Genomic DNA, 15,482 nt, shown 5'->3' with positions numbered 1-15,482 from the left:
GGCGGAAGCGGCAACGCTTACTTCTGCTCTTCGTCCGCGTCGGCGGCCGGCTCTTCCTCGACACGCGCGTGCTTGGCCACGACCACGGCCACGTCGTGCTCCTTGCCCAGCTTCAGCTGCGGGATTTCCACGCCGGCCGGAAGCTTCAGGTCGGACAGATGGACCACCGCGCCGACCGCCAGGTCGGACAGGTCGACCTGGATCGACTCGGGCAGGTCCTTGGGCAGGCAGGACACGGTCACTTCGGTCAGCTCGTGCATGATCACCACGCCGGCGATCTTGCCGGCCGGCGACTTCTCGCCGTTGACCAGGTGCAGCTGCACGGCGGCACGCAGGATCTCGTTCTCGTTCACGCGCTGGAAGTCCACGTGCAGGATCTGCTGCTTGTACGGGTGGCGCTGCAGATCGCGCAGCAGGACCTTCTGCACGTCGCCGCCCAGGCTCAGGTCCAGGATCGAGGAGTAGAACCACTCGTTCTGGCTGGCCAGCCACAGCTTTTCGTGGTCCAGCTGGATGCCGACCGGCTTGAGTTCGCCGCCATACACGATGGCCGGCACCTTGCCGTCGCGACGCAGGCGGCGGCTCGCACCCTTGCCCTCGTCCTCGCGACGTTCGACGTTGATCACATGAATTGCCATTTTCTTCACTACCTAGGTTGATGAACCGCCTTGCAGCGGCTTGGGTGGCTCTTCCGCGACCAGAGGAGCCGAATGGGAACGCTTCAATCCACGTACAGCGAGCTGACCGACTCGCCGAAGGCGATACGGCGGATGGTCTCGGCCAGCAACTCGGCCACGCTGACCTGGCGGATGCGGTCGCAGGCGCGCGCGGCCGGCGACAGCGGGATCGTATCGGTCACCACCAGCTCGTCCAGCTCCGAGCCGGTGAGGTTGTCCACCGCCGGGCCGGACAGCACCGGATGGGTGCAGTACGCGACCACCTTGGTCGCGCCCTGCGCCTTGAGCGCGACGGCGGCCGAACACAGGGTGCCGGCGGTATCGACGATGTCGTCCACCAGCACGCAGGTCTTGCCGGACACGTCGCCGATGATGTTCATCACCGTGGACACGTTCGCGCGCGGCCGGCGCTTGTCGATGATCGCCAGATCGGCGTCGTCCAGGCGCTTGGCAACGGCACGGGCGCGGACCACGCCACCCACGTCCGGCGACACCACGATCAGGTTCTCGGTGCCGTGCGCCCGCCAGATGTCGGCCAGAAGCAGCGGCGAAGCGTATACGTTGTCGACCGGGATGTCGAAAAAGCCCTGGATCTGGTCGGCGTGAAGGTCGACGGTGAGCACCCGGTCGGCCCCGACCGAGGTGAACATCTTGGCCGCGACCTTGGCGGTGATCGGCACCCGCGAGGAGCGCGGGCGGCGGTCCTGGCGCGAGTAGCCGAAGTACGGCACCACGGCGGTGACGCTGGCGGCGCTGGCGCGCTTGAGCGCGTCGATCAGCACCAGCAGTTCCATCAGGTTCTCGGCCGCCGGCGCACAGGTGGGCTGGATCACGAACACTTCCTGGCGGCGCACGTTCTCCTCGATCTCGACCTGGACCTCACCGTCGGAGAACGTGGTGACCAGCGCCTTGCCCGGGCGCACGCCCAGTTCGCGGCAGATGCTCGCAGCCAGGCACTTGTTGGCATTGCCGGTGAAGATGAGCAGGTTGCGATCTTCTTGCATCTTCTTCATTTTCGGCGGCAGCTACAGTCAGTGGGCGGATGGAAGGCCACAAACTGGGCCTGGTGGAGCGCCGCGCCTTGGCGCGGTGCCCGCGAAAGGCCGCGGGCGAGCCTGGCAGGGGCGGCAGGATTCGAACCTGCGAATGCCGGGATCAAAACCCGGTGCCTTGGACCTCTTGGCGACGCCCCTGGATTACACATGCGGACGCGCCAGAGCGGCCCGCAGCGGTGACTCGGTCACGCCGGCCGCGACCCAGGCGCGCAGCCCGCGCGGCAACCGCGCCAGTGCGTCATCCGCACCGGCGCGATCAACGAACTCGACGAAGCATCCGCTGCCAGTGCCGGTCAGGCGCGGCAGGCCAATCCGCGCCAGCGCGTCGAATGCCGCCTGCACAGGCGGTTCGCGGCGGCGCAGGACCGGCTCGAACGCATTGTCGAGCACCGTTCCCGCAACGAAGTCGGCTATTTTCGCGGGCCGGGCATGACGCGTCAAATCCGGGCTGCAGAACAGCTCGGCGGTGGCCACGTGTACACCCGGGTCAACCAGCACGTACCAGGCCGGCGCCAGGTCCAGCGGAACCAGCCGTTCGCCCAGGCCCTCGGCCCAGGCGCTGCGGCCGCGCACGAACACCGGCACGTCCGCACCCAGGCGCAACCCCAGCGCGGCCAGCCGGTCCTCGCCCAGGTCCAGGCCCCAGAGCCGGTCCAGGGCGCACAGCACGGTCGCAGCGTCCGACGAGCCACCGCCGAAGCCGCCTCCCAGGGGGATGCGCTTTTCGACGACGATGTCCGCGCCATGGGGACAATCGGCCTCCTGCCTGAGCAGGTGCGCGGCCCGCACGGCCAGGTCCTCGTCAGCGGCCACGCCGGGCAGCAGCCCTCCGTGGCGCTCGATCCGGCCGTCGCCGCGGACCCTGAGCCGGATCCGGTCGCCCCAGTCCAGCAGCCGGAAGACGGTCTGCAGGTCGTGGTATCCGTCGTCGCGACGGCCGGTGATGCGCAGGAACAGGTTCAGCTTTGCCGGGGCCGGCCACTCCGACCAGCCTGCGCACGGGGGTGCGGTCATGGTGGGTCGAACTCCCAGTGGTCCACCAGCAGCTTCACCCGCGCCGTGCCGTTGTCGGCCTCGATCCGGCGCGGCAGCGGCGGCTGGCCGTCGGCACCTTGCCCGGACCAGTCCCGGTAGTGAATCGTCCAGCCCTGTTGGCGCAGCTGGCGCAGGCGGCCGTCGGCCGCATACAGGGCCACTTCCGGGTGCGCGCCCTGCGCTTCGATGCCGCGCGCCCAGTCGGCCAGCAGGGTGACTGGAATCTCCCAGCCGGCAGCCTCGCGCAGCAGGCGTTCGGCATCCTCGCCTTCGCGCGGGCCGCCGCCCAGCCCTTCCAGGCGGGCACCCTGGCCGCGGGTGTCGCCCAGCAGCCGCCAGCCCTGGCGCGTGACCGGGGCGCTGAGCCGGACCTCGTATGCGGTCCCGTCCTGGCGCCAGTCCACCCGGCCGCTGCCACCGTCACTGCCACGCGCAATCGCCACCCGGCCTTCGAATGTCCAGTCCGGGCGGGCCTGCAGCCAGGCACGCCGCGCCGCCTCATCCTGGCGCGCCTCGGCGGAAACCTGCTCCAGAGCCACCAGCGGCGGGGCCGGACGTGGCGGTGCGGTGGTGCAACCGGCCACGGCCAGGACCACCATCACCGTGCTGGCGCGCAGGACGCGACGGCTCATGGCTCCGGCTCCGGCAGCGGCAGGCCGAAGCGCAGCAGGGCGCGGCGCAGGGCGCGGTTGGCCGGATCGAGCCTGGCGGCTTCGTCGAAGTACTTCTGCGCCTCCTCGCGGCGGCCCAGCGTCCACAGCACCTCGCCCAAGTGCGTGGCCACTTCAGGATCCTTCAGCATTCCCCAGGCGCGGCGCAGTTCGACCAGCGCCTCGGCGTGGCGTCCCAGCCGGTACAGGACCCAGCCGTGGCTGTCGATGATGGCCGGGTCGTCCGGGTCGGCGGCGCGGGCGCGGTCGATCAGTTCCAGGGCTTCCTGGTAGCGGCTGGTGCGGTCGGCCAGGGTGTATCCGAGGGCGTTGAGCGCAGCCACGTTCTCCGGCTCGGACACCAGCAGCCGGCGCAGGTCCGCCTCGGCGCGATCGATGCGGTCCCGGCGTTCGAATGCCAGCGCACGGGCGTACAGCAGCTGGGTGTCGTCCGGCCAGGCGGCCAGGCCGCGGTCCAGTACGTCCAGCTCGGCATCGCCCTCGCCCGCGCGGTGGCGCAATTCGGCTTCCAGCAGGTAGGCGTCACGCCGCACCCCGGTTGACGCCGCACTCTCCTCCTGCAATGCACGCGCCTCTGCGTAGGCTTCGTCGGTGCGGCCCAGCTCATGCAGCGCAACGGCCGTACGCGCGCGCGCCTCGTGCCGCTGCGGCCCGCCGGGCACCCCGCGATACCACTCCACCGCCTCGGCCGGGCGCCCGAGGAATTCGGCCATGCGCCCGAGCAGCAGGCGTCGGGCCGGGTCAGGCCGTGCCGCATCGTCGGCCAGCTCCGCGTACAGCGCGGCCAGCACGGCGGTATCGCCACTGCGTGCCAGCAGCCCGGCGCGGGTGCCGTAAGTGAAGGTGTCCTGCGCGCCCAGGGCCATGACCCGTGCCGCCTCGCCATAGTCGCGCAGCGATTCGTATGCCATGGCCAGCAGGGCACGCACTTCCGGATCGTCGGCCGCGCGCGGCTCGGCCTGGCGCAGCATCTCCCGGGCTTCCTGCTCCCGGCCGGCATGCTGCAGCTGGCTGGCGCGCAGCACCGCCACCCGTGGCTCCTCGGGGAAGCGGGCGGCCAACTGGTCGATGATGCGCCGGGTCAGCGCCGCATCGTCCAGGCCCAGTGCCAGTTGCCCGAATTCCTGCCAGGCACGCAGTTCGTTCGGAATGGCGCCATCGTCGACCAGCCAGCCCAGGACCCGCGCCACCCGCTGCGGATCGCGCCCCCCGGCCAGGGCCAAACGGGCGTGTTGCCAGTTGCGCGGATCAGGCGAACGCAGCAGCGCGTCCAGTTCACGACGGGCCTTGCGCAGCCTGCCCTGGCGCAGGGCCAGGGTGGCCGTGGCCGCGCGCAGCTCGTTGGACTGCGGCGCGCGCTGCCGCCACAGCCGCAATCCTTGCGCGGCACTGCCATCGTCGTTGGCCAGCAGCGCGATCCGGGTGGCGCGTTCGGCCACGGCCGCGTCTTCTGGGGTGGACCGGGCCGCCTGCAGATACCAGCGCGCGGCTTCATCGAGCTGTCCGGCCTGCAGGGCGAACTCGCCCGCCATCAACGGCGAGAGCGTATCGCCGGGTGCCGCAACGGCTGCCGGCGCCAGCGCCAGCGCCAGCCACAGCAGGCTGCGCAGGCGCCTGCGCGAGCCTGCGCGGCGGTCCGGCGTGCTCCCGGCAATGCGGGCGGAAAGGATCGATACGGGCATTGGCACCCACCGGGCCGTAAAATGGCGGCCCAAACCAAAGCCAGCAGATTAGCGCAAGCACCTGAACATGACGCTGTGGCTCCTCGGACTGAACCACCAGACCGCGCCGGTTGACCTGCGCGAACGGGTCGCCTTTGCCGGCGATGCGCTGGCGACGGCGCTGGCCTCGCTGCAGGGCCTGCCCGGGGTGGCCGAGTCGGCGCTGCTGTCCACCTGCAACCGCACCGAAATCTACGCGGTGGCCGGCGACGGCGCGGCCCTGGAGCAATGGCTGGATGCGCATGCGCCCGGCCTCGGCGGCTACCTGTACCGGCACAGCGAAGCCGATGCAGTGCGCCACCTGTTCCGGGTGGCGACCGGACTGGACTCGATGGTGCTGGGCGAGCCGCAGATCCTGGGCCAGGTGAAGGAGGCATGGGCACTGGCGCGCCAGCACGGCGCCCTGGGCACCCGCCTTGACCGCCTGTTCCAGCAGACGTTCGCGGTGGCCAAGCGCGCGCGCACCGACACCCGGATCGGAGTGAACCCGATCTCGGTGGCATCCACCGCGGTGCGCCTGGCGCAGGATTCCTTCGCCCACCTGCCCGGCTCGACGGTGCTCCTGGTCGGCGCCGGCGAAACCATCGAGCTGGCCGCCCGGCACCTGGTCAAGGGCGGCGTCGGCCGGCTGCTGGTGGCCAACCGCACCCTCGCCCACGCCCAGGACCTGGCCGGCCGCCACGGCGGTTACGCCCTGCCGCTGGCCGAGCTGGACCGCCACCTGGCCGAGGCCGACGTGGTGTTCTCCGCCACCGCCAGCCGTGAACCGGTGCTGCGCAGGGTCCAGGTCGAAGCGGCGCTTTCGGCGCGCCGGCGCAAGCCGGTGCTGTTGTTCGACCTGGCCGTGCCACGCGACATCGAGCCGGACGTGGCCGCCCTGGCCGACGCCTACCTGTACACGGTCGACGACCTGGAGCGTGCGGTCCAGGACAACCGGCGCGGGCGCCACGAAGCGGCCGAAGCGGCCGAAGCGATCATCGACCTGCAGGTGGCCCGCTACATGGAAGCGGCGCGGGCCGTTGGCCGCCAGGAAACGCTCAAGCGCCTGCGCGCCCAGGGCGAAAGCACCCGCGAGGAGATCCTGGCCCGGGCCCGCCAGCAACTGGCCGGTGGCCGCGATCCGGACGAAGTGCTGCGGTTCCTTGCCCACACCCTGACCAATCGGCTGCTGCACCCGCCCACCGCAGCCCTGCGCGAAGCCGCGCTCAGCGGCGACGCCGAGCTGGCCCGTGCCGCCGAACGCCTGTTCCCGGCCCTGCCCGGCGACGTCCGCTCCTGCCTTGATACCCAATCTTCCGATGACCCCGAGCCTGCGCCGCAAGCTTGAAGCGCTGGCCGAGCGCCGCGAGGAACTGGAACGCCTGCTCGCCGACCCTGGCGCGGCGGCGGACAACGCACGTTTCCGCACCCTGTCGCGCGAGTTCGCGCAACTGGAGCCGGTGGCGGTCGCGCTGGCGGAGGAGGCGCGCGCCAAGGCCGACCTGGCCGCCGCCGAGGCGATGCGCCCGGATCCGGAGCTTGCCGAACTGGCCGAAGAGGAAATCGCGGCCGCGCGTGCACGCCTGGATGCGCTGGACCGCGACCTGGCCCTGCTGCTGGTGCCGCGTGACCCGCGCGACGAAGGCAACCTGTTCCTGGAAGTGCGTGCCGGCACCGGCGGCGACGAGGCGGCGATCTTCGCCGGCGACCTGTTCCGCATGTACGCCCGCTACGCCGAGCGCCAAGGCTGGAAGGTGGACGTGGAATCGGAAAACCCCGGCGAACATGGCGGGCACAAGGAGATCGTGGCGCGCATCGTCGGCCGTGGCGCCTACTCGAAGCTGAAGTTCGAATCCGGAACCCACCGCGTGCAACGGGTGCCGGCCACCGAGTCGCAGGGCCGCATCCATACCTCGGCCGCGACCGTGGCGATCATCCCGGAAGCCGACGAGGTCGAGGACGTGGCCATCAACCCGGCCGACCTGAAGGTCGACACGTTCCGCTCATCCGGCGCCGGCGGCCAGCACGTCAACAAGACCGACTCGGCCATCCGCATCACCCACCTGCCCACCGGCACGGTGGTGGAGAGCCAGACCGAGCGCAGCCAGCACGCCAACCGCGACAAGGCGATGAAGCGCCTGAAGGCACAACTGCTGGACGCCGAGCGCAGCCGCCAGCAGGCCGCGCAGGCGCAGAGCCGGCGGCTGCAGGTGGGCAGCGGGGACCGCAGCCAGCGCATCCGTACCTACAACTTCCCGCAGGGCAGGATCACCGACCACCGGGTGGAAGGGCTGACCGTATACGACCTGCCGGAGGTGCTGGAGGGCGGCCTGGAGTCCCTGGTCACGCGCCTGCAGCAGGAACACCAGGCCGACGAACTGGCGCGGCTGACTGCGGATTGAAGGAAGCGCCCCCGTCGGCAATGGCCGCCTCCAGGTCGGCCGCGGTCACCGGGCCGAGGAAGTGATGGGCGACACGGCCGTCCGGCGCGATCAGGTAGGTGGTCGGCAGGCCGCGCGGGGTGGCGAAATCCTGCGGCGGATCGTACGGGTCCAGGATCACGATGGGATAGGACACCGGCCGCTTTTCCAACACCTGGCGCATGTCCTCCAGCTCGATGTCCTCGTAAGCCAGGCCCACGACTTCCACTTCCTCGCGCATGGCGTGCAGGGCCGACAGCTCGGGCATCTCCTTCAGGCAGGGCGCGCACCAGGTGGCCCAGAAGTTCACCACCACCCACTTGCCGCGATGCGCGGCAAGGTCGTACGCCCGGCCATCCACGGTGGTGCCCGAGAACTGCGGCATCTCGGCGGTCTTCTCGACCACACCGGGAGTCGCGCCGTCGTCAGCGGGTGTTTCGGCGGCGGCAGGCGCAGGCCCGGCTGCGGCGGGCGTGGCGGCCTCAGGTGCCGGCGCCGCCTGCGGCGCACGTTCGCACGCGGCCACAAGCAGCAAGGGAAACAGCAGCGCGATGAGGGGCAGGCGCATGGGTCAGGCTCCGGGAGGTTGGCTGGAATCGGGATACAGGTCGCCCATGCGACGCTTGAGCACGTCGCGCAGCGGCAGGCGCAAGTCATCGATCACCCCGATTGCCGCGGCACCGAGTGGATCGTCATGGCAGGGCAGCCAGGCCTCGCCGACCGGGATGCGCAGCTGGCAGGCCTCATACAGCTCGGCCAGGGTCAGGCGGTCCAGGTCACGGGCCAGCAGCCATTCGCCCAGTTCATCCCGGCGCAGGATCCGGATATCGGCCAACTGGCACAGGAACGACTGCAGCAGCGAGTCGGTGAGCAGGGGCTCCAGCGCCAGCAACTCGTCGGCGTGCAGGCCGCGGCCTTCCTGGCGGGCATGGTGGAAGCGGCCGATCAGGCGCAACAGCGCATACGCCTCATACCCGGGCGGCAAGCGCATCGACGCGGGCTGGTAGCGGAACGCCGCCTGCGAGGATGCCAGCGATGCCCCAAGCAGGATCGCCACCCAGCCCAGGTAGATCCACAGCATCAGGATCGGCACGATCGACAGCGCGCCATACAGCTTCTGGTAGGTCTGGAAGCTGCCCAGGTACAGGCTCAGGCCCACCTTCACCGCTTCCAGCAACACCGTGGCCAGCAATGCGCCGGCAAATGCGTGGCGCCACTGCACCGTGTGGTGCGGCACCACCCGGTACATCAGCATCACCGCCGCCAGCTCGATCATGACCGGCGCAAGGCGCAGGCTTGCATCCGCCAGCCAACGTCCCTCGGGAGTAGCGAACAGCGGCAGGGCGAAGAAGCGCGCGGAGATGGACAACGATGCGGCGGCCAGCAGCGCGCCCAGGGTCAGCACGGTCCAGTAGACCAGGTAGCGGCTCAGCCGCGGCCGCGCCGAGGCCACCCGCCAGATCCGGTTGAAGGTGCTTTCCACGCTGTTGAGGGTGACCAGCAACGAGGCGACCAGGGCCGCCATGCCCGCCGCGGTCAACTGCCCGGCGCTGGCCGAGAACTGGCGCAACGACGACTCCACCGTGCGCGCGGCGCTGGGTACGAAGTTGGAAAACACGTAATGGCTGAGCTGGTCGCTCCAGCGGTCGAAGACCGGGAACGCGGCCAGCACGCCGAACACCACCACCGCCAGCGGCACCAGGGCGAAGGCGGTGGTATAGGCCAGCGCGGCAGCGGCCTGGAACAGGCGATCATCGAGGAAGCGGCGCCACAGGAAACGGGCGAACGTGGTTGCACGGGCGCGGTCGCGCACACGTTCGCTCCAGCGGATGGCGGTGTCGATGATGCCCACCGGCGCAAGCCTACCCGATGCGCGGCGCTGGCCGCATCGCCGCCCGGATCGCCGATACTGGCGCCCTCCCGACGCGCGGAACCCGTCCGATGGCTGAAATCCTGGTCCTGTACTACAGCCGTGGCGGCTCGGTCGCCCGCCTGGCCCGCCAGATCGCACGCGGCGTGGAGGAAGTGCCGGGAATGCAGGCCCGCTTGCGCACCGTGCCGCCGGTGGCGGCGGTGACCCTGCAGACGGCCGCGCCGGTGCCCGAGGACGGGGCTCCCTACGTGGAACCGCACGACCTGGCCGAATGCGTCGGCCTGGCGCTGGGCAGCCCCACCCGCTTCGGCAACATGGCCGCGCCGCTCAAGCATTTCCTCGACGGTCTCGGCGGCGAGTGGGCCAGCGGGACCCTGGCCGGCAAGCCGGCGGCCGTGTTCACCTCCACCGCCACCCAGCACGGCGGCCAGGAATCGACCCTGCTGACCATGCACGTACCGCTGCTGCACCACGGCTGCCTCATCGTCGGCATCCCGTATACCGAGCCGCTGCTCAGCAGCACCCGCACCGGCGGCACGCCCTACGGTGCCAGCCATGTGGCCGGCGGGCAGGACGACCCGCAGCCCAGCGAGGAGGAAGCCGCGCTGGCCCGCGCCCTGGGCCGGCGCCTGGCCGACATTGCTGCAAGGCTGGTGCGCTGATGGCGCCGCGCACCGCGCAACGTCTGCTGGGAACCGCGCTGGCATTGCTGGCGGTGCTGTATCTGGCCTGGTTCCATGACGACCGCCATGCGGCCGCCGCGCTGCTGGTATTCGCCGTGCCGCCCCTGCTGCTAGCCGTGCCGTGCTGGCGCGGCGGGCGGCGGGCGGCATTCTGGGCCGGCGTGCTGGCCCTGTTCTGGTTCAGCCACGGCGTGATGAGCGCCTGGGCCCATCCGGAGCGCGCCGGTTTTGCCTGGGGCGAAATACTGCTTTCGCTGATGGTGGTCGGAGCCTCGAGCTGGGCGGGCCTGCGCGCGCGCTTCGGGCGTGCACGCTGACCGCCGCAGCGTTCATGTGATGCACGGATAATGCCCGGAGCGCGCGGCGCGGCGTCCTCGGCCCGGTACCGCGCGCCTCGCCCAACCCGCCATGCGCGCCGTACAGGAGCCCTCACATGGACGAGCTTCTGGTCGTCACCACCGGTGGCACCATCGACAAGGTCTATTTCGACGACAAGTCCGACTTCCAGGTCGGCGCGCCGCAGATCGGACGCATCCTGGAGGAACTCGGGGTGGCGTTCCGCTTCGAGGTGATCCCGATCCTGCGCAAGGACTCGCTGCACATCACCGGGGAGGACCGCGAACTGGTCCGCGACACCATCGCGGCCCGGTCCGCACGCCACGTGCTGGTCACCCACGGGACCGACTCGATGGTCGCCACCGCGCAGGTGCTGCAGGCGATCCCGGACCGCACCATCGTCATGACCGGCGCGCTGAACCCGGCACGCTTCCGGGGCTCGGACGCGGAATTCAACATCGGCTGCGCGGTCGGCGCGGTGCAGACCCTGGCGCCCGGGGTGTACATCGCCATGAACGGCCGCATCTGGCACCCGGACGCGGTGCGCAAGAACGTGGATGCCAACCGCTTCGAAGCCTGCTGAGCCGGCACGCGGGCCGGCGCCGGGTCAGAACATCCCGGTTTCCAGCCGCGCGGCCTCGGACATCATGTGCCGGCCCCAGGGCGGGTCGAACACCAGCTCGACATCTGCGTCGGCGATGGTGGGGATCTGCACCAGCTTGCTGCGCACGTCGTCCACCAGGATCTCGCCCATGCCGCAGCCGGGCGCGGTGAGGGTCATCCGCACTTCGACCATGCGCTGGCCGTCCTCGCGCGACTTCAGGTTGGCTTCGTACACCAGGCCCAGGTCGACGATGTTGAACGGGATCTCCGGGTCGAAGCAGGTGCGCAACTGCCGCCAGACCATCGCCTCGACCTCGTCGTCACCGGCGCCGACCGGCAGTTCCAGTTCCTGTTCGGGTTCCTTGCCGATGGCATCGGCATCCTTGCCCGCGATGCGGAACAGGTTGCCTTCTACGAACACGGTGTAGCTGCCACCCAGGCCCTGGGTGATGTAGCCGACGCTGCCTGCAGGCAGGGTCACGGCTTCGCCCTGCGGCACCATGACGGCGGCGCAATCGCGCTCGAATCGGACGGGTTCGCTGCTGCGGGAATACATGGTCTGGATATGGGGCCGAAGGGGCGCAGGCGCAAGCGCTCGGCTCCAGGGAATACGTGGATTCTAGCCGATGCCGGCACCGCGTATCCTTGGCGATCCACATCGGCCCCGCCATGACCTCCGTCAAGCCAGCTCATCCTGCGCCGTCCCGCACCTCGCATTGGCTCTGGCCCCCGCTGCTGCTGATCGGCGCGGCGACCGCGGTGGTCGCATGGGCCACGCTGGCGCTGGGCACGGGTCGCCAGCACGGCTGGATCGCGCTGGCGGCCGCGCTGCAGGCGGCCTGGCTGCTGCGCGTGGGCGGCATGCCCGGCGGCTGGCCACGGCGCCTGCTGGCCGCAACCACGGCGCTGGCCGTGTCGGGCACCGCGCAATGGCTGATCGCCGCCGGCCACATCGGCGGCCAGATGGGCCTGCCGGCGTGGCTGGCCGCACCGAAGATGGGTGCGTCCTACGTCTGCACCCTGAGCCTGCTGGCCAATACCCGCCTGGACCTGCTGTGCCTGGCGCTGGCACCACTGCTGGCGCTGCGGATGGCGCGATAGCAGGCCGGCCGGAGCGGCGAGGCTCCGGCCGGCGAGGTCTTCAGTGCCCGCCGTCCAGCGCCTTGAGCTCGCTGACCAGCGCACTGGCCATCTCGGCACCGTCGCCGTACAGCATGCGGGTGTTGTCGGCATAGAACAGCGCGTTCTCGATGCCGGCAAAACCGGTGCCCTTGCCGCGCTTGATCACGATGGCGTTCCTGGATTCGACCACGTCCAGGATCGGCATGCCGTAGATCGGGCTGGCCGGGTCGGTCTTGGCCACCGGGTTGACCACGTCGTTGGCGCCGATCACAAGCGACACGTCGGTGTTCGGGAACTCGGGGTTGATGTCGTCCATGTCGGCGATCAGGTCGTAGGGCACGCCGGCCTCGGCCAGCAGCACGTTCATGTGCCCGGGCATGCGCCCGGCGACCGGGTGGATGGCGAACTTCACCTTGACCCCGCGGTCGATCAGCCGTTGCGCCAGCTCCCAGATCTTGTGCTGGGCCTGGGCCACCGCCAGGCCGTAGCCCGGCACGATCACCACGCGCTCGGCGTAGGCCATCATCGCGGCCACGTCGCCGGCCTCGATCGGCTTCTGCGCGCCGGTGATTTCCTGGGCCTGGCCACCGCCGCCGAAACTGCCGAACAGCACGCCGGAAATCGGCCGGTTCATCGCCTTGGCCATCAGCCGGGTCAGCAGCATGCCGGCCGCGCCGACCATCATGCCGGCGATGATCAGCGCCTCGTTGCCCAGCACATAGCCCTCGAACGCGACCGCAAGGCCGGTGAAGGCGTTGTACAGCGAAATCACCACCGGCATGTCGGCGCCGCCGATGGGCAGGGTCATCAGCACGCCCAGCAGCAGGGCGACGACGAAGAACGCGATGATCGCGGTGGTATCCAGGGTGACCCCGGCCCACACGCCCAGCACGACCATGGCCACCGCCACCAGCAGGTTGAACACCTGCTGGCCCGGGAAGGCCATGCGCTTGTCCAGGCGGCCATCGAGCTTGGCCCAGGCGATGATCGAGCCGGACAGCGACACCGCGCCGATCGCCGAACCGAGCACGGCCAGGGTCAGCACCACCGGGCCGGGGCCGGCGGCCGGGCCGGCCAGCGCCACCCGGTCCGAATAGCGCAGCAGTTCCACCGCGCCGATCGCGGCGGCCGAACCGCCGCCCATGCCGTTGTACAGCGCCACCATCTGCGGCATGTCGGTGATCGCCACCTTCTTGCCGGAAATCCACGCCACCACCGTACCCAGTACCAGCGCGGTGACGATCAGCGGCAGGTTGTGCAGGTCCGGCAGCAGGAAGGTGACCGCCGTGGCGATCACCATGCCCATGCCCGCCCAGCGGATGCCGCTGCGCGCGGTGGCCGGCGAGGCCATGCGCTGCAGCCCGAGCAGGAACAGGGTCGCGGCAACCAGGTAGCTCACCGCCACCAGCCAGGTGCGCAGGTCCATGCCGGTCATGCCTTGTTCTCCGGCTTCTTGGACGACTTGAACATGTCCAGCATGCGCTCGGTCACCACATAGCCGCCGGCGGCATTACCCGCCCCCAGCACCACCGCGACGAAGCCGATCGCCTTTTCCAGCGTGGTGTCGGCGTGGCCCAGCACCACCATTGCGCCGATCAGGACGATGCCGTGGATGAAGTTGGACCCGGACATCAGCGGTGTATGCAGGATCACCGGTACCCGCGAGATGATCACGTGGCCCGCGATCGCCGCGAGCATGAAGATGTACAGCGCTACCAGACCGTCATTCATTACCGCATCGCTCCCCGGGCACGGCGCCCGGCAGGATGATAACGCAGCATTAACCGAATCCTGCCCGGTCAACGGCATCGCCGCGCGTGCGTTTACCTGTTCAAGGCGGCCACGGAAATTTCCGTTGCAACCGCTGCGCCCGGCATGCCCCAGGCATGCCGGTTCCGCCCGTGGCGGCGCCACCGATGAGGCTAAGCTGTGCTGGTGACCACATCGCTCGACCCCACATGGGAAGCCCCGCCCACGCCCGCCTGGGCGTCGCTGGATGCATTCCTGGCGCAGGTCGGACCGCGCGCGTTCCGCTTCGCTGAAGCCGGCCTGCGCCAGCGCGAGGATGCGCTGGACGCGGTGCAGGACGCGATGATGAAGATGCTGGCCTACCGCGAGCGCCCGGCCAGCGAATGGACGCCGCTGTTCTGGAGCATCCTGCGCCGGCGGATCATCGACCTGCAGCGCCGCTCCAGGTTCCGGCTGGGCTGGCTGCTGCCGGCCGGTGACGGCGCGCACGGCCAGGACGCCAGCATCGACTGGGCCGATCCCGCCGCCGGCCCGGCGCAGGCGCACACGCAGCGGGAGGTATACGAGCACCTGGTCCAGGCCCTGCGCGGGTTGCCGGCGCGCCAGCGCGAAGCGTTCACCCTGCGCGTGCTGGAGGAACTGGACGTGGCTACCACCGCCCGCGCCATGGGCTGCTCGGAAGGCTCGGTCAAAACCCACCTGTCGCGTGCGCGCCAGGCCCTGCAAACGCGAATGGAGGACGTCCGATGACGACCGCACCCGATCCCCTCGACCTGCACGCCAAGGCCTTGCACGCCAGCGCGCTGGCCAACGTCTCGGCCCCGGTGCTGGCACGACTGCGCCAGGCCCGGCATGCGGCGGCAAGCGCCCCGGTACATGCAGCACCGCGGCTGCCGGCGTGGCTGGCCGGCGGCGGTGCCCTGGCTGCAGCGCTGGTGCTGGCCATCGTGCTGTGGCCCCAGCCGGCACCGCCGGGCACCGCACCCGCCGCCGCGCTGGCCACCACCGAAGTGGCCGCCCCGTTGCAGGAAGACCCTGGCTTCTACCTGTGGCTGGCGTCGGCCGATGCCCCCCTTCTGGCCTTGGAGTAAGACATGAACGCCTTGCGCCTTGTCGTGTGCATGTTCGCGCTGGCCTTGCCGGCCATCGCCCCGGCCTCGCCGGCGGCGGCCGATGCCGCCCTGCCGGCTTGGGAACAGCTCAGTGCCGAACAACGCGAACTGCTGGTGGCGCCGTTGCGCGAGCGCTGGAACGCCTCGCCGGACGATCGTGCGCGCCTGCTCGAACATGCCCGCCGTTGGCGCGACCTGCCGCCGGACCAGCGCGAACGCGCGCGCCGTGGCGTGCGCCGCTTCGAGCAGATGAGTCCGGAACAGCGCCAGCGCGCGCGCGCGATCTTCCACCAGACCCGCGACATGGCTCCGGAACAGCGTCGCCAGTTCATGCAGCGCTGGAAACAGATGAGCCCGGCCGAACGCGGCGAGTGGCTGCGTGCGCACCCGGCACCCGATCACCCCTAGACCCAAAGCCTGAAACCAGGACGGGCCCCTCAGGGCCC

General features: G+C 70.4%; 19 protein-coding genes and 1 tRNA gene. 9 read left to right on the top strand and 11 right to left on the bottom strand.

Going from position 1 to position 15,482, the window contains the following annotated elements; genetic code table 11:
* Positions 1–17: 17 nt before the first annotated feature.
* The 6 genes from ACEJ41_RS03150 to ACEJ41_RS03125 form a co-directional block, all read right to left on the bottom strand.
* Positions 18–638, bottom strand: coding sequence for a 50S ribosomal protein L25/general stress protein Ctc (locus ACEJ41_RS03150; RefSeq protein WP_374013347.1), 621 nt, complete (start codon positions 636–638; stop codon positions 18–20).
* A gap of 83 nt (positions 639–721) precedes the next feature.
* Entirely contained in the window at positions 722–1,681 is a 960-nt protein-coding gene (locus ACEJ41_RS03145; protein WP_374014051.1) for a ribose-phosphate diphosphokinase, read from the bottom strand.
* 112 nt (positions 1,682–1,793) lie between these two features.
* Positions 1,794–1,870, bottom strand: a tRNA-Gln gene (locus tag ACEJ41_RS03140).
* A 3-nt stretch (positions 1,871–1,873) separates the two neighbouring features.
* Positions 1,874–2,746, bottom strand: coding sequence for a 4-(cytidine 5'-diphospho)-2-C-methyl-D-erythritol kinase (ispE, locus tag ACEJ41_RS03135; RefSeq protein ID WP_374013346.1), 873 nt, complete (start codon positions 2,744–2,746; stop codon positions 1,874–1,876).
* Positions 2,743–3,399, bottom strand: a complete 657-nt coding sequence (gene lolB, locus ACEJ41_RS03130; protein ID WP_374013345.1) for a lipoprotein insertase outer membrane protein LolB — start codon at positions 3,397–3,399, stop codon at positions 2,743–2,745. Before lolB ends, ispE begins: the two co-directional genes overlap by 4 nt.
* Entirely contained in the window at positions 3,396–5,126 is a 1,731-nt protein-coding gene (locus ACEJ41_RS03125; protein WP_374013344.1) for a tetratricopeptide repeat protein, read from the bottom strand. Before ACEJ41_RS03125 ends, lolB begins: the two co-directional genes overlap by 4 nt.
* 61 nt (positions 5,127–5,187) lie before the next feature.
* Between ACEJ41_RS03125 and hemA the strand changes: the two genes are divergently transcribed.
* Complete coding sequence (hemA, locus tag ACEJ41_RS03120) at positions 5,188–6,486, top strand: glutamyl-tRNA reductase (protein WP_374013343.1); 1,299 nt, start codon at positions 5,188–5,190, stop codon at positions 6,484–6,486.
* Complete coding sequence (gene prfA, locus ACEJ41_RS03115; RefSeq protein WP_374013342.1) at positions 6,458–7,540, top strand: peptide chain release factor 1; 1,083 nt, start codon at positions 6,458–6,460, stop codon at positions 7,538–7,540. The genes hemA and prfA overlap by 29 nt, the downstream gene beginning before the upstream one ends.
* Here prfA and ACEJ41_RS03110 read toward each other — a convergent pair.
* Positions 7,482–8,126 carry a TlpA family protein disulfide reductase gene (locus ACEJ41_RS03110; RefSeq protein ID WP_374013341.1) on the bottom strand — a complete coding sequence of 215 codons (645 nt, stop codon included), beginning with the start codon at positions 8,124–8,126 and terminating at the stop codon, positions 7,482–7,484. The two genes, prfA and ACEJ41_RS03110, sit on opposite strands and share 59 nt — an antisense overlap.
* Before the next feature lie 3 nt (positions 8,127–8,129).
* Positions 8,130–9,410 (bottom strand): YihY family inner membrane protein, encoded by a 1,281-nt coding sequence (locus tag ACEJ41_RS03105; RefSeq protein WP_374013340.1) that lies wholly within the window; start codon positions 9,408–9,410, stop codon positions 8,130–8,132.
* An 89-nt stretch (positions 9,411–9,499) separates the two neighbouring features.
* Here ACEJ41_RS03105 and wrbA point away from each other — a divergent pair, with 89 nt between their 5' ends.
* The 3 genes from wrbA (at position 9,500) to ACEJ41_RS03090 (ending at position 11,033) form a co-directional block, all read left to right on the top strand.
* Complete coding sequence (gene wrbA, locus ACEJ41_RS03100) at positions 9,500–10,093, top strand: NAD(P)H:quinone oxidoreductase (RefSeq protein WP_374013339.1); 594 nt, start codon at positions 9,500–9,502, stop codon at positions 10,091–10,093.
* Positions 10,093–10,431, top strand: a complete 339-nt coding sequence (locus ACEJ41_RS03095) for a DUF2069 domain-containing protein (RefSeq protein WP_374013338.1) — start codon at positions 10,093–10,095, stop codon at positions 10,429–10,431. The genes wrbA and ACEJ41_RS03095 overlap by 1 nt, the downstream gene beginning before the upstream one ends.
* 116 nt (positions 10,432–10,547) lie before the next feature.
* Complete coding sequence (locus tag ACEJ41_RS03090) at positions 10,548–11,033, top strand: asparaginase domain-containing protein (RefSeq protein ID WP_374013337.1); 486 nt, start codon at positions 10,548–10,550, stop codon at positions 11,031–11,033.
* Positions 11,034–11,057: 24 nt separating this feature from the next.
* Here ACEJ41_RS03090 and sufT read toward each other — a convergent pair whose 3' ends face one another.
* The gene (sufT, locus tag ACEJ41_RS03085) at positions 11,058–11,609 is read right to left on the bottom strand and encodes a putative Fe-S cluster assembly protein SufT (protein ID WP_374013336.1); all 552 of its coding nucleotides are present in this window, start codon (positions 11,607–11,609) and stop codon (positions 11,058–11,060) included.
* Positions 11,610–11,722: 113 nt separating this feature from the next.
* Between sufT and ACEJ41_RS03080 the strand changes: the two genes are divergently transcribed.
* Positions 11,723–12,154 carry a hypothetical protein gene (locus tag ACEJ41_RS03080; protein ID WP_374013335.1) on the top strand — a complete coding sequence of 144 codons (432 nt, stop codon included), beginning with the start codon at positions 11,723–11,725 and terminating at the stop codon, positions 12,152–12,154.
* Positions 12,155–12,194: 40 nt separating this feature from the next.
* Here the strand turns inward: ACEJ41_RS03080 and ACEJ41_RS03075 are convergent, their stop codons facing one another.
* Both ACEJ41_RS03075 and ACEJ41_RS03070 read right to left on the bottom strand, forming a co-directional pair.
* Positions 12,195–13,610 carry an NAD(P)(+) transhydrogenase (Re/Si-specific) subunit beta gene (locus ACEJ41_RS03075; RefSeq protein ID WP_374013334.1) on the bottom strand — a complete coding sequence of 472 codons (1,416 nt, stop codon included), beginning with the start codon at positions 13,608–13,610 and terminating at the stop codon, positions 12,195–12,197.
* Entirely contained in the window at positions 13,607–13,906 is a 300-nt protein-coding gene (locus ACEJ41_RS03070) for an NAD(P) transhydrogenase subunit alpha (RefSeq protein WP_374013333.1), read from the bottom strand. The genes ACEJ41_RS03075 and ACEJ41_RS03070 overlap by 4 nt, the downstream gene beginning before the upstream one ends.
* Positions 13,907–14,104: 198 nt before the next feature.
* Between ACEJ41_RS03070 and ACEJ41_RS03065 the strand changes: the two genes are divergently transcribed.
* The 3 genes from ACEJ41_RS03065 to ACEJ41_RS03055 are packed head-to-tail and all read left to right on the top strand — an operon-like array spanning position 14,105 to position 15,444.
* Complete coding sequence (locus ACEJ41_RS03065; protein WP_374013332.1) at positions 14,105–14,674, top strand: RNA polymerase sigma factor; 570 nt, start codon at positions 14,105–14,107, stop codon at positions 14,672–14,674.
* Positions 14,671–15,015: a hypothetical protein gene (locus ACEJ41_RS03060; protein WP_374013331.1), complete on the top strand. Its 345-nt coding sequence runs from the start codon at positions 14,671–14,673 to the stop codon at positions 15,013–15,015. Before ACEJ41_RS03065 ends, ACEJ41_RS03060 begins: the two co-directional genes overlap by 4 nt.
* Before the next feature lie 3 nt (positions 15,016–15,018).
* The gene (locus tag ACEJ41_RS03055) at positions 15,019–15,444 is read left to right on the top strand and encodes a DUF3106 domain-containing protein (protein WP_374013330.1); all 426 of its coding nucleotides are present in this window, start codon (positions 15,019–15,021) and stop codon (positions 15,442–15,444) included.
* Positions 15,445–15,482 lie beyond the last annotated feature (38 nt).

Source organism: Pseudoxanthomonas koreensis (assembly GCF_041890415.1).
GTDB lineage: Bacteria > Pseudomonadota > Gammaproteobacteria > Xanthomonadales > Xanthomonadaceae > Pseudoxanthomonas > Pseudoxanthomonas koreensis_A.
Note: the sequence above shows the minus strand (reverse complement) of the source record. Positions and strands in the feature narration are given on the sequence as shown.